The sequence below is a fragment of the Psychrobacter urativorans genome, from assembly GCF_001298525.1.
GTDB lineage: Bacteria > Pseudomonadota > Gammaproteobacteria > Pseudomonadales > Moraxellaceae > Psychrobacter > Psychrobacter urativorans_A.
This window is the reverse complement of sequence record NZ_CP012678.1, coordinates 2,771,672-2,784,753: the sequence shown is the minus strand read 5'-3', so window position 1 is coordinate 2,784,753 and position 13,082 is coordinate 2,771,672. Positions and strand designations below refer to the sequence as shown.

11 protein-coding genes are annotated in these 13,082 nt (G+C 41.7%); 8 read left to right on the top strand and 3 right to left on the bottom strand.

Going from position 1 to position 13,082, the window contains the following annotated elements:
• Nucleotides 1–154 precede the first annotated feature (154 nt).
• Nucleotides 155–385, top strand: coding sequence for a hypothetical protein (locus AOC03_RS11850; protein ID WP_062536264.1), 231 nt, complete (start codon nucleotides 155–157; stop codon nucleotides 383–385).
• Between the two features lie 107 nt (nucleotides 386–492).
• Here AOC03_RS11850 and AOC03_RS11845 read toward each other — a convergent pair whose 3' ends face one another.
• Nucleotides 493–1,977 carry an aldehyde dehydrogenase family protein gene (locus AOC03_RS11845; RefSeq protein WP_062536262.1) on the bottom strand — a complete coding sequence of 495 codons (1,485 nt, stop codon included), beginning with the start codon at nucleotides 1,975–1,977 and terminating at the stop codon, nucleotides 493–495.
• 294 nt (nucleotides 1,978–2,271) lie between these two features.
• Between AOC03_RS11845 and AOC03_RS11840 the strand changes: the two genes are divergently transcribed.
• From AOC03_RS11840 to AOC03_RS11810, 7 genes are all read left to right on the top strand, one after another.
• A complete protein-coding gene (locus AOC03_RS11840; protein ID WP_062536260.1) occupies nucleotides 2,272–2,910 on the top strand; it encodes a TetR/AcrR family transcriptional regulator in 639 nt (212 codons plus the stop codon).
• Nucleotides 2,911–3,234: 324 nt separating this feature from the next.
• Nucleotides 3,235–4,455, top strand: a complete 1,221-nt coding sequence (locus tag AOC03_RS11835) for an iron-containing alcohol dehydrogenase (RefSeq protein WP_062536259.1) — start codon at nucleotides 3,235–3,237, stop codon at nucleotides 4,453–4,455.
• Between the two features lie 143 nt (nucleotides 4,456–4,598).
• Nucleotides 4,599–5,660 (top strand): NADP-dependent oxidoreductase, encoded by a 1,062-nt coding sequence (locus AOC03_RS11830; RefSeq protein ID WP_062536257.1) that lies wholly within the window; start codon nucleotides 4,599–4,601, stop codon nucleotides 5,658–5,660.
• Between the two features lie 185 nt (nucleotides 5,661–5,845).
• Nucleotides 5,846–6,523 carry a type 1 glutamine amidotransferase domain-containing protein gene (locus AOC03_RS11825; protein ID WP_062536255.1) on the top strand — a complete coding sequence of 226 codons (678 nt, stop codon included), beginning with the start codon at nucleotides 5,846–5,848 and terminating at the stop codon, nucleotides 6,521–6,523.
• Between the two features lie 31 nt (nucleotides 6,524–6,554).
• On the top strand, nucleotides 6,555–7,190 hold the full coding sequence (locus AOC03_RS11820) for a glutathione S-transferase family protein (protein WP_062536253.1): 636 nt from the start codon (nucleotides 6,555–6,557) through the stop codon (nucleotides 7,188–7,190).
• A gap of 311 nt (nucleotides 7,191–7,501) precedes the next feature.
• Complete coding sequence (locus AOC03_RS11815; RefSeq protein ID WP_062536251.1) at nucleotides 7,502–9,118, top strand: MFS transporter; 1,617 nt, start codon at nucleotides 7,502–7,504, stop codon at nucleotides 9,116–9,118.
• 102 nt (nucleotides 9,119–9,220) lie between these two features.
• Complete coding sequence (locus AOC03_RS11810; RefSeq protein WP_062536249.1) at nucleotides 9,221–10,522, top strand: HlyD family secretion protein; 1,302 nt, start codon at nucleotides 9,221–9,223, stop codon at nucleotides 10,520–10,522.
• 169 nt (nucleotides 10,523–10,691) lie between these two features.
• Here AOC03_RS11810 and pdxH read toward each other — a convergent pair whose 3' ends face one another.
• Both pdxH and glmM read right to left on the bottom strand, forming a co-directional pair.
• Nucleotides 10,692–11,354 carry a pyridoxamine 5'-phosphate oxidase gene (gene pdxH / locus AOC03_RS11805; protein ID WP_204247965.1) on the bottom strand — a complete coding sequence of 221 codons (663 nt, stop codon included), beginning with the start codon at nucleotides 11,352–11,354 and terminating at the stop codon, nucleotides 10,692–10,694.
• An 85-nt stretch (nucleotides 11,355–11,439) separates the two neighbouring features.
• Complete coding sequence (glmM, locus tag AOC03_RS11800) at nucleotides 11,440–12,807, bottom strand: phosphoglucosamine mutase (protein WP_062536245.1); 1,368 nt, start codon at nucleotides 12,805–12,807, stop codon at nucleotides 11,440–11,442.
• Nucleotides 12,808–13,082: the final 275 nt, after the last annotated feature.

Here is a 13,082-nt window from a genome sequence, read left to right as displayed (position 1 = left end):
ATAACTTACCGATAAATAAATATAATACTTTATAATAAAAAATACTATAGATGCCTTGTTAAACAGTAGCCTGTGATATTTATCATTATTATAAGTATCATGATTGACTATCATTCAAGCGCCTGCTTAAATAGTTTATACATAGGAGAATGTCATGACTGAAGAACACGCTTCGACGCAAAAGCATAAAATTATCGATAGATTTTTAGTAAAGCTCACTCAAGACCAGCCGCAAATGTATTATGCCCCTACGGCTGAAATCGCTCGCAGTATTTATATGATGATAAAAGAGCATACCAATCGCTTGTCTGTAGAAGAGCAAGCACTCGTTAGGCATCTGACTATCGAAGAAATACAGGGCTTATTAGGCTTTCATCTTAAATAATCATACTTCTAGATTTTCCATAAAAAAAGACCGCCTAATAGCAGTCTTTTTTTGTATTAAAACTTTACTCTAAAATATTTAAAACTGAGTATTTAGAACGGCTGCTTTTAAAATGGATAATCACGCGGTATATGCTGAACCGAAATCCAATGTAAAGTGGTAAATTCTTCAAGTATCCATTCACCGTTAAAACGTCCGATACCTGAATTTTTCTCGCCACCAAATGGCGCATTGCTTTCATCATTGACCGAGATATCATTAATATGAGTCATACCTGCTTTGATACCGCGAGCAAAGCGTAACCCCTTTGCCATATCTTCAGTAAAGACCGCGCTAGATAGTCCATACATAGAGTCATTGGCAATCGACAGTGCATCGTCTTCATCTTTAGCGCGGATGATACCGACCAAGGGTCCGAACACTTCATTACAGGACAAGTCCATCTCACGCGTCACTTCCGTAAAGATATGCGGCGGTACTAGTTGACCTTTAATCTCACCACTTAAAATCATTTTTGCACCTTGTTGCTGCGTTTTATCGATTTTGTCTTTAAGCGATTTCACTTGTTTTTCATTGATAATCGGACCGACTGCGGTATCCAATTTACTAGGATCACCGACATTTAAGGTCTTAACGTGAGCAAGGAAGCGCTCGACAAAGTCATCATAAATCTCATCTTCGACAATGATACGGTTAATCGCAATACAAATCTGACCTTGATGCAAGAACTTGCCAAAGGCGGCGGCTTTTACCGCTTGCTCGATATCGGCATCTTTTAACACTACGAAAGGACTATTACCACCCAGCTCTAACGCCACTTGCTTGATATAGTCGCCACCATTTGCCAATTCACCAATATGCTTACCCACTGACGTTGAGCCGGTAAATGATACTAAACTTGGAATATCATGGGTAACAATGGCGTCCCCTATCTCGCTACCTGCACCAACGACCACATTAAGCAAACCTTTTGGCAAGCCCGCTTCTTCAAATATTTTGGCGAGTAATAAACCGCCCGTAATTGGCGTATCGCTCGCAGGCTTGAGAACCACGGCATTACCCAATGCTAAAGCAGGCGCAATAGAACGCTGAGTTAAATGTAAAGGAAAGTTCCATGGGCTAATCACCGCAATCACACCCATCGGCTCACGATAGATAAAGTTCTCTTTACCCGGTGTGTTAGACGGACGAATCTCACCATGTACACGATTGGGAAAACTTGCGGCTTCAAGGGTAATTGCGCGCGCACTGCTAAACTCAACCATGGCTTTAATACGCGTGCTGCCCGACTCTTTAATCAACCAATCAACAATTTCATCTTGACGCTGATCAAAAATACTGACTACTTTATAAAGAGTAGCAGCCCGTTCGTTCGGGGTTTGCTGAGCCCACTGCTTTTGAGCGGCACTTGCTGCTTGATAAGCCTCATCCAGTTGTTCTTTCGTCGCCTGTTTAATCTCTACCAGAGTCTCGCCGTTATAAGGATTGGTATCGATATTGACGCTATCATCATCGCCTTTTTTCCAGTCACCAGCGATATATTGCAAATGAAAATCACTATAAGCGTTCGAGTTGGCATTATTCGTAGTCATAATTATTCCTATTTTCTATTTTGAAATTGTTATTTATAAGTCTGGTTATTTAAAGTCATTGCTCAGTAAATAAATAGCTAATAGCTATAGCTATAGCTATAGCTTAAAAATACACATTTACCATTTAAATAATATGCAGGATAAAAATCGCAACTTGCTAGACGACTGGTCTAATGCTACCATAGACACTATAAGAATAAGTACGTTTTAACCGTGAGGTTTGTTGAAAAAACGTAATTTATCCATCACAAAAAATGACTAACTAAAACTCTCTCTAAGGAGAACATCAGCTTTATGGCACTACTTAATGCTCAAAATTCCGTACCAACAGACAACTCTGCATCAGATATAGCGTTATCAAATACCAAAGCTCATCTATTAACCACTGGCTATAAACTTATCGCGCAAAAAGGTTTTACCGCCGTCGGCATCAAGCAAATACTAGACACCGCCGGCATACCAAAAGGCTCTTTTTATCATTACTTTGCCTCAAAAGAAGCCTTTGGTGAGGCAATTATCAGCCACTACTTTATTCAGTATAAGCAGCGTTTGGATATTATTGGGTCACAAAATGTTAGCGCGCAGCAGAAACTTTATGACTATTTCCAAAACTGGTATGACACTCAGCAAAACGGCTGCGACCATGAAAAGTGCTTGGTAGTGAAGCTTAGCGCAGAAGTCGCTGATATGTCAGAACCAATGCGCAAAGTACTGTATGCAGGCTATCAGCAAACGATTACGTGGCTTGCGACTCAAATCAAAGCCGGTTGGGCTGATAACTCGGTACCTCATCTCGATAATGTCGCGGCTGAAAGTATGGCAAAGCGTTGGTATTTTGCATGGCTTGGTGCCAGCCTAATTGCAAAAATTAGCCAAACAGATACGCCACTAGCAGAAGTGTGGCAGATGACGACAACTGAGATGGGGCGCTAATTGGCGTTCTCCCTCCCCCTTACTCTTATTCTTGGTTAGTATTTACTTCTAACTATGTTTAGACTTTGCCTTTTTCGACTGACGTTTAGGTCAGTAACTATCAGTCAACAATGCTTTAAAAAATCCATTGTTGATTAGCACTATCAAACTAACTTGATATAAATTGCTTATACGATAGTTTTGTAATTATTCATAAATAGCCACTAGACGACCGGTCTAATTAATATATAATGCGACCAGATGTAAAGAACAGGCATCACCTATTTCCGATTTTAAACCACTCATTTAATACTTATTAAAAACTCATTCAACATTAGGAATATTATGAATAACTTTCAATATTACAATCCCGTCCGTATCGTATTTGGTGAAGGTCAAATCAAACAACTAGCAGATTTAGTACCGACTGATGCTCGCGTCCTTATTACTTATGGTGGTGGTTCAGCACAACGTACCGGAACTTTGGACGAAGTTAAAACTGCTTTAGCAGCCAATGGTCAACGCGAAGTATTTGAGTTTGGTGGTATTGAAGCCAATCCAGAATTCACTACTTTGTTAAAAGCTGCGGATATGGTCAATGAGCACCATATCGACTTTTTATTAGCGGTTGGTGGCGGTTCAGTGATTGATGGCAGTAAGTTTGTTGCCTTAGTGGCTTCGATGACTAATGAAGATGGTACGGTATCTCGTGAGCAAGCGTGGGACGCATTGACCAGCTATTGCAGAAATATAGATTCGGCTGTTGATTTGGGCGCGGTATTAACCATTCCAGCGACGGGTTCTGAGATGAATTCAGGCGGAGTGATTAACTACAGCGAGCGTCAAGCGAAATTGGCATTTGGTAATCCGCTTGCGTTCCCTAAATTCTCAATTTTAGATCCTGCAAAAACCTTAACCTTACCTGAACGTCAGGTTATGAATGGCGTGGCTGATGCCTTTGTGCATGTGATGGAACAGTATCTAACCTATCCGGTTAATGCGAAAGTTCAAGATGCCTTTGCTGAAAGTTTACTTAAGATTCTGATTGAGGAAGGCGCAGCTGTTAAAGCTGATCCAAAGAATTTAGAAACGCGTAAAAATATTATGTGGACAGCCACGATGGCATTGAACGGCTTGATTGGTACGGGAGTTCCGCAAGATTGGACGACGCATATGATTGGTCATGAGTTGACCTCATTACATGCAATTGACCATGCACGCACGCTAACGATTGTCTTACCATCAGTGATGCGTGAGCTGAAAGACAGCAAAAAAGACAAACTGCTGCAGTATGCGCGTAACGTTTGGAATATCACTAATGACGGTACTGATGTTGCTCAAGACGATGACGCTATCATCGAAGCCGCTATCGTTCACACAGAAAACTTCTTCCGTGAGCTTGGATTGCCTATCAGCTTAGAAGATGTAGATTTAGATGAGTCGGCAATTGATCCGATTGTAAAACAATTGGAAGCGCATAAAATGGTGAAATTGGGCGAGCATGGTAAAAATGACTTGGCAGTATCACGTCGTATATTAGAACGTGCCGTTACTAGTCACGCTTAATCATAAGCATAAATAACCGTAGCTTTAAATAACTGTAGCTTACAGTCACTTAGCATCAGCCAATAGTAGTTGCTCACTAGCCAGCAGCTACTATATTTAAATTCATACAATCAACCATTATAAATAAAATAAGGAGCTCTAAAATGAGCCTTGATAATAATTTTAGCGACCAGCAAAATCAACAACAAAACCGTCAAATCAAACTGGCAAGCCGCCCACATGGTGCCCCAACTGCCGATAACTTTGAATTGGCAACTGGCGAAATCCCAATCCCAAATCAAAACCAAATGCTATTACGTACCGTCTATCTATCACTTGATCCGTATATGCGTGGACGCATGAGTGATGCTGCAAGTTACGCTGATCCATTACAAATTGGTGACGTAATGCTGGGTGGTACGGTGGCGCAAGTTGTTGAGTCTAATATCGATAACTTTGCCGTTGGTGACTTGGTCGTATCGAACTCAGGTTGGCAGGATTATAGCGTCAGTGATGGGATAGGCGTATTGAAACTTGATAAAAACATGGCGCACCCGTCTTATGGCTTAGGTGTCCTTGGTATGCCAGGTTTCACGGGTTACATGGGTTTAACCGATATCGGCAAACCAAAAAAAGGCGAAACCTTAGTCGTCGCTGCTGCCACTGGTCCAGTAGGCGCAACGGTTGGCCAAACTGGTAATCAACTTGGTCTGCGCACCGTCGGTATAGCAGGCGGTAAAGAAAAATGCGACTTCGCCGTTAATGAGCTTGGCTTTGATATCTGTATTGACCATAAAGCGGAAGACTTTGCCGAGCAATTAAAAGCGGCGTGCCCAGATGGTATTGATATCTATTATGAAAACGTCGGTGGCAAAGTATTTGACGCCGTATTGCCACTATTGAACGCTCATGCCCGTATTCCAGTATGCGGATTAATCTCCCAGTACAACGCCACTGAACTTCCTGATGGTAAAGACCGTTTAAGTGTCTTAATGGGCAATATTCTAAGTAAACGCTTAACGGTCAAAGGCTTTATTATCTTTGAAGAATATGGTGACCATTTCCCAGAGTTCTTAAAAACTATGAGTAACTGGCTTGAGTCATGCGCAGTTAAAACTAAAGAACATCAAGTCGATGGTTTAGCACAAGCACCACAAGCTTTCTTTGATATGTTAGAAGGTAAAAATTTCGGTAAAACCGTTGTTAAGGTTGCTGACGTTAAATAATCCTTAGCGCTATTCATTAGCGCTATTAAATAGTGATGGGCTTTAATAATTAATAACATTATTAATAACCCTTTAAGCCTAAAAAAAGATACGGTTAGTGTTCGGCTTTATCCGTACGAATGGCTAATCGTCTTTAATTAACGTTTTTAATCACCGCATTTACCCAATAAAAATTAAGGATAATTATGAATATTTTAATGGTATTGACCTCACATGATCGTCTGGGTGACACTGGCGAAAAAACTGGCTTTTGGCTAGAAGAATTTGCTGCGCCCTACTATGCCTTTCTTGATGCGGGCGTTAACGTTACTATCGCCTCACCTGCCGGTGGTCAACCGCCACTTGATCCGAAAAGTGATGCACCAGACGCGCAAACCGAATTTACCAAGCGTTTTAAAAACGATGCTGAAGCACAAGAACGCCTTGCGCATACGGAAAAGCTTGCTGACGTTAAAGCCGAAGACTTTGCCTCGGTATTTTACCCCGGCGGTCATGGTCCATTATGGGATTTAGCGGTCGATAAAAACTCTATTGAGTTGATTGAAAATTTTGTTCAGCAAGACAAGCCAGTCGCCTTTGTTTGCCATTCTCCAGCAGCGCTCAAAAACGTTAAAATTGATGGCGAATACTTAGTAAAAGGTAAAACCGTAACAGGTTTTAGTAATACGGAAGAAGAAGGTGTTCAGCTCACAGACGTCGTGCCTTTCTTATTAGAAGACGTGCTAAAAGCCAATGGCGGACACTATCAAAAAGGCGCTGATTGGGAGTCTTATGTGGTTGAAGATGGCTTACTCATTACCGGTCAGAATCCTGCGTCATCAGAAGATACGGCGAAGCATCTACTTGCAAAGCTTCAAGATTAATAAGCGTCAAGATTAATACAAGGCTACTACCATGATTCGACTGCACCATCTTAACCAATCGCGCTCACTTCGTATTTTATGGCTCTTAGAAGAATTGGGACAACCCTATGACCTCATTTGCCATCAGCGCGATGCTAAGACACATCTAGCGCCAGACAGCTTAAAAGCGGTACATCCTCTGGGTAAATCGCCAGTCATTGAAATAGATGGTGAGTTGTATTCAGAGTCGGGTGCTATTACTGAGTTATTAATCGAGCGTTTTGCACCTGATCATCTGCGCCCTGCTACCGATAGCGTAGATTATGGTCATTATTTACAGTGGATTAATTTTGCAGAAAGCTCGTTGATGGTGCCACTACTGCTTGAAGTATTTACCAAAAAAGCAGGCGTGACGGATAATGAGTTTTTAAATGGCTATATCGGTCAAGAAAAGCACAAATTACTGAGCTATTTAGATAGTGCGGTCGATGGTAAGCCTTATATTGTTGGTAATCAGCTGAGTGGTGCTGACTTTATGTTGTCGTTTGACCTCATTATGTTGGCTCAGCGCCAGCAGTTAGAGGATTATCCTCATATTAAGCAATATGCGCAACAGCTTGCCAAACTTGACAGCTATCAACGCGCCATGCGTTTGGAAGCAAACCATGATAAAACGAGCGCTGTTTAATGATACTGTGTTTAATGATGCTTAGATTAATGATACCTAGCTTAACGATACTTAACTAAAAGTTGGCATCACCTAAACGCGAACGATAATTAAAAAATTATGATAAAATAGCTCAAGCACGTCTTGGGCTATTTTTATTTTCCCATCATAATTATATTTTTAACATAATTACGGTTTTAAGAAGTAAGCACTAAGACAAAATTGCATGAGTATAACTGATCATGCTTATTTGCGCTCATCTGGCAACGCCTTATAATTGGGAGAGAGTCCATGCATTCACACCATCCACTTATACAGACGATATATAGCCCATGAGTACTAACTATCAATTTAAGCCCCATGAGCAGCCGTTTATGCTGGGCTCGCCTGCCACGCCTGACCACCCTACACGCCGAAAAGTATTTTATTTATTGATCGGTATTTTTATCGGTTTAACCGCCAGTTTTCAAAACGGTTTATTGGTAGCCAATCTGACTCAAATTCAAGGTGAAATGGGCTTAACGCCGGTTGAAGGCGGTTGGATATCGGTCGCTTACAATATGACCAATGCTTGTGTGACCGTGCTGCTGTACAAAATTCGCCAACAGTTTGGTATCTCGCTATTTAGCAAAATTACCTTATTCTTTTTATTAGCAGCCACAAGTATGCAATGGTTGGTGAGTAGCAATCTGCTCAGCTCAACGACTGGCATTAGCATTGAACCTTATTATTTAGAACTGATTGCGCGTGGTTTTAGTGGCGTGGTTGCTAGTGCGATGACGGTGCTGTCTATTTTTTATTGTCTGCAAGGTATGCCAACGGCTCGACGTATTAGCGGGTTAATTTTAGGTTTTGGCTTGGTACAATTCGGTATTCCATTATCGCGTATCATCTCGCCTTATTTGGCTGTTGATGGTCAGCTTGAAAGCTTGTTTTTATTCCAAGTAGGTTTAGCACTCATTTGTTTTGCGCTCATTAATATTCTAGAGCTACCACCGGGTAATACGGAAAAGGTATTTGAGAAACTGGATATTGTCAGCTTTGCCTTTTTTGCTAGTGGTCTTGCGGCATTATCAGTATTCTTGGTACAAGGGCGCATATTGTGGTGGACGACACCTTGGCTCAGCTATCCGCTTATCATTGCGGTGGTAACGATTTCTATTGCGTTATGGATTGAGACGCATCGCAAAAACCCCATGCTACAAGTACGCTGGATGCGTAGCCGTACCATCATTGCTTTTATGATTACCGGTGCGGTCATGCGTATTTTGCTGTCAGAGCAAAGTGTGGGTGCGGCAGGACTATTGGCAAATCTTGGTTATGGCAATGATCAACTGATTGTCTTTTATGCGGTGATATTAGTCGCCACTATATTGGCATTGGTGCTTAGCATTTTTAAAACCAACGCTATGGATCTACGTCGACCAGTGATTTTTTCGGTTGCGCTGATTGCGATTGGGGCGTGGATAGATACGGGGGTATCGCTAGATTCTACGCCCTCTATGTTTTATTTTAGTCAATTTATGATCGCTTTTGCTGCCGTTTATTTTATGGGTCCCATGGTATTTGAAGGCATGTTCCGTGCCATTGCTAATGGTCCTGCATATATTATTAGTTTTTCAGTGATTTTTGGTATTTCACAGACGGTTGGTGGTTTAGCAGGGGCAGCGGGTATTCAAGCTTTTACTACCATCCGCACGCAAATGCATTATGCAGATATGGTCGACTCCATGAGTACGGGTAATCCAGCAACAATGACGCAAATGCTACAAGGAATTCAGCGCCAAGCAACGGTCGCTGCTTATGATGACTTATTCTTTTTAATGGCAATGAGTGCCACAATTACCGTAGTTTATCTATTGATTGTTTATTTTTATTATCGTTATCATAAACGCAATCCACTTGCCAAAGAGCTTGCTGCGTTAGCAGAAATGATGGGCAAAAAATAGCAGATAGTACAATTTTTATTGTGTATCCTATGCTTACGATTACCTTATGACTATTTTTTTAAAGTTACTTATTATGCCTATTAGATCCCTTAGGAGCGCGTCATGAACGAAGAAAAATCTAACAGCTTTGACGATGTAAGCGCCCCTAACAGAACCGCCCAAACATCAGAGAACGTACCTGAAAATAATGCACCTGAGACTATAACTGTTAAGCCAGAGACAACAGCACCCGAAACTACCGCTAACTTAAATAAAACTGATGATAAACAAGAACATATAAATACCGATGACATAAGCAATAATGACGCAGCAGATGATACACCGATGCCGCCCACTGAACCGATTCCTGGACCGGCAGGTTGGTCACCCAAAAAGAAGTCGTTGCTTAATTTAGGTTTACTGATTGCACTGATTGTCATTGGTGTATCATTGATTTTATATGCGTGGAAGTTGCCACCCTTTACACCAACCTTGCAGCAAACTAATAATGCTTTTGTAAAAGGTCAAACCACGATTATCAGCCCACAAGTTTCTGGCTATGTTACTGAAGTGGCTGTGCAAGATTTTGCTAGCGTCAAAGCGGGTGATTTATTAGTAAAAATAGATGATCGTACTTTTCAACAGCAGCTTGAGCAAGCCCAAGCCAATATCGACGTTGCCATGACCAACCGCTCTAGTAACGCACAGGATACTGAGTCCAGCCAAGCGCAAATTAAAGCGCGAGAAGCGGACGTGTACAGCGCAAAAGTCAGTGTTGATAGCGCGCGTGAAGACGTAAATCGCTATCAAGGGCTGGTCGCTATTGGCGCAGTTGCCAGTGCTGAAGTTGCTCATGCCAAAGCACAGCTTGCCAAAGCCGAAGCTGGTGTACAGCAAGCCGAAGCGAATCTGCAAGCAGCTAAGGAAGCCAGTAAAAAAACCAGTGGTAGCATATCTTCATTGGATGCCAATATTAAAAATGCTGAAGCGGCAGCCAAGCAAGCACAGATTAATCTAGACAATACGATTATTACTGCGCCTGAATCCGGACAGCTGAGTCAAGTTAGTGTTAAGACTGGTCAATATGTCACCGCCGGTACGCAGCTGATGTATATTGTTCCAAGAGGCGTTTGGATTATCGCAAACTTTAAAGAAACCCAAGTCGCAAATATGACCATTGGAGAACCAGCAACTGTTCATGTTGATGCACTAGGTGGTACGAAATTTAGCGGACGCGTTAGTAATATCTCACCTGCTACTGGTAGTGAATTTAGCGCCGGTGCCGCCAATCCTGCAACTGGTAATTATATTAAAATTGCTCAGCGTATTCCCGTACGTATCGATTTAGACCAAAATCAGCCTGAACTGGCACAACTTCGCCCTGGTATGTCAGTTTCTGTCGATGTTGATACTAAAACAAAATAAAGGACAAAATAAAATCAAGATATTAATCTTAATCAAGTCCTTTTTTAAACCATTATTTTTATAAGATATAGTTAACGAAAAGCCATTCCATTCGTCAAATTTATTATGACGGTGGAATGGCTTTTTTGTGTCGATTAAATATTAATTAAATATAAGCGCCTTGCACAGCTTATGGTAATAAACGCTTAGTATTCCAGCTTGCGCCATTTTCATCGCTGTCATTATTGTTACGACTATACACGATGCGATCATGCATACGATTGGCGCGACCTTGCCAAAACTCAATCTCATCAACCGTAATCTCATAGCCACCCCAAAACTCTGGCGTGGGCACTTGAGTGTTTTCTGGATAGTCACTTTGTAACTGATTGAATGTTTGCTCCATTACTTCTCGGTTGGCAACTTCACCACTTTGTGGTTGGCTCACCCACGCGCCCACTTGACTGTCATGGGGACGCTTTTGGAAGTACTCAGCAGATTTTTGCGCCTCTATTTTAGCAATGCTGCCACTGATACGGATTTGTCGTTCCAATTTATGCCAAAAGAATAACGCTTCAGCATTAGGATTTTCAGCGATATCTTGTCCTTTAGCACTTTCATAATTGGTATAAAAAACGATACCATTTTGAGTAATTTCACGCATCAATACGATACGCACACTCGGTTTATTATCAGCACCGCAAGTTGCCAAACTCATGGCGTAAGGCTCTTGGACATTGACTTCTATTGCCTCCTGCATCCACGCTTTTAATAGCTCAAATGGAGATTCAGGAACCGATGACTGGTCAAGACTGCCTTTTTCGTATGATAACCGTTGGTCGGTAAAATCCATGCTCATAAACGCTTCCTTATTATTGATATTAATTTTTATGCTTGCTAATTTGCTAATCATTGTCATTTAATTAAACGCGGTTAGCTTAGCCTAAAACAGATTTGATATGTTTGGCTAAATCATTTGCCATTAAATCACATTCTATTTCATCATCTGACTCAACCATCACCCGAATCATCGGTTCCGTACCCGACTGACGAATCAGTAAACGACCCCGACCCTCTAACGTAGCGCGCGCTTTCTCAAACGCCGCTACCAGCTCTTCATGAGCAAAAGGGTCTTGCATAGTCGCCAAACGTACATTGACCAGTTTTTGTGGCAATACTTCAAAGCCTTCAGTCAGCTCGCTTAGCGCCTTCTGTTGTTGTTGCATGACTGCCAATACTTGTAAGCCCGCAATAATCGCATCACCCGTGCGACTTTTATCTAAACACAAAATATGTCCTGACGGCTCACCGCCGAGTATCCAGTCATTGGCGTCCAGCTCTTGCATCACATAACGGTCACCAACTTTAGCACGCGTAAATGCAATGCCAGCCGCTTTTAATGCCAACTCTAAACCCATGTTGGTCATGAGTGTGCCTGCAACGCCTGCTGCTGGTGTCGCGCCTTGGGTGGCTAGTACGTATAAAATACCATCTCCATCTACCAAATTGCCCGCTTCATCGACCATCACAATACGATCGCCATCGCCATCTAACGCAATCCCAACATCCGCTTCATGGGATAAGACTGCTTGTTGCAGGCTTTCAGGATGAGTAGAACCACAGTTTTCGTTAATATTAATACCGTCAGGGGTGTTATTGATAGCAATCACATTAGCACCAAGCTCACGCAATACGCGCGGCGCGACACTATATCCTGCACCATTAGCACAATCTACCACCACGGTCAGATGACCTAGATCATATTGATACGGAAAGCTGCCCTTACAGAATTCAATATAACGACCTTTCGCATCATCAATTCGGTGGTTTTTACCCAATTCTGCAGGATCTATGATGGGCATCAATAGACTGGCATTCTCCGTACTACTCATAATCGCTTGCAATTTATCATTAATGGCATTTTGCATCTCATCGGTCAGTTTTTTACCATCCGCTGAAAACAATTTAATACCATTATCATAATATGGATTATGTGACGCTGAAATCACGACACCGGCATTGGCATGAAAACTACGTGTTAAATGAGCAATGGCAGGTGTTGGTAATGGACCTAGCATATGTACATCAACGCCTGCTGCATTAAATCCAGCTTGTAGCGCCCCTTCAATCACGTAGCCTGACAGTCTAGTATCTTTACCGATAACCACACTAGGCTTACGCTCGGGATTATCATTATTTTCTATTAAGACGCGTCCAGTGACATAACCTAACTTTAAAATAAAATCGGGGGTAATTGGCATTTCCCCAAACTTACCACGAATACCATCAGTGCCAAAATAGCTCATTATAGTTATTTCCTTATCCTAAAAGCTAACTGCTAAAAACGAAAGATCTGACAACCGTATTAATGAACACATTTATACGAACACGTTTATACGAAAGTCTGTCGCTGCCTTATTTTACAAAAAAAACAGCCAACAATGAGTGAGCATTGTTGACTGTTTGTATCTTGCGGTCACAATAGTCGTGAAGCGTTGCCGTTACCAATCAGATAAATATCATCAAGAATACTGGCTATACTTCATATCTACTTTATACCATACTATTGTTTATAAAAGTA

What these genes read in the sequence shown, in the direction of transcription:
- AOC03_RS11835 (WP_062536259.1), top strand. Translation starts at nt 3,235, where the DNA reads ATGAATAACTTTCAATATTACAATCCCGTCCGTATCGTATTTGGTGAA.
- AOC03_RS11830 (WP_062536257.1), top strand. Translation starts at nt 4,599, where the DNA reads ATGAGCCTTGATAATAATTTTAGCGACCAGCAAAATCAACAACAAAAC.
- AOC03_RS11825 (WP_062536255.1), top strand. Translation starts at nt 5,846, where the DNA reads ATGAATATTTTAATGGTATTGACCTCACATGATCGTCTGGGTGACACT.
- AOC03_RS11810 (WP_062536249.1), top strand. Translation starts at nt 9,221, where the DNA reads ATGAACGAAGAAAAATCTAACAGCTTTGACGATGTAAGCGCCCCTAAC.
- pdxH (WP_204247965.1), bottom strand. Translation starts at nt 11,354, where the DNA reads ATGGATTTTACCGACCAACGGTTATCATACGAAAAAGGCAGTCTTGAC.
- AOC03_RS11820 (WP_062536253.1), top strand. Translation starts at nt 6,555, where the DNA reads ATGATTCGACTGCACCATCTTAACCAATCGCGCTCACTTCGTATTTTA.
- AOC03_RS11850 (WP_062536264.1), top strand. Translation starts at nt 155, where the DNA reads ATGACTGAAGAACACGCTTCGACGCAAAAGCATAAAATTATCGATAGA.
- glmM (WP_062536245.1), bottom strand. Translation starts at nt 12,807, where the DNA reads ATGAGCTATTTTGGCACTGATGGTATTCGTGGTAAGTTTGGGGAAATG.
- AOC03_RS11845 (WP_062536262.1), bottom strand. Translation starts at nt 1,977, where the DNA reads ATGACTACGAATAATGCCAACTCGAACGCTTATAGTGATTTTCATTTG.
- AOC03_RS11815 (WP_062536251.1), top strand. Translation starts at nt 7,502, where the DNA reads ATGAGTACTAACTATCAATTTAAGCCCCATGAGCAGCCGTTTATGCTG.
- AOC03_RS11840 (WP_062536260.1), top strand. Translation starts at nt 2,272, where the DNA reads ATGGCACTACTTAATGCTCAAAATTCCGTACCAACAGACAACTCTGCA.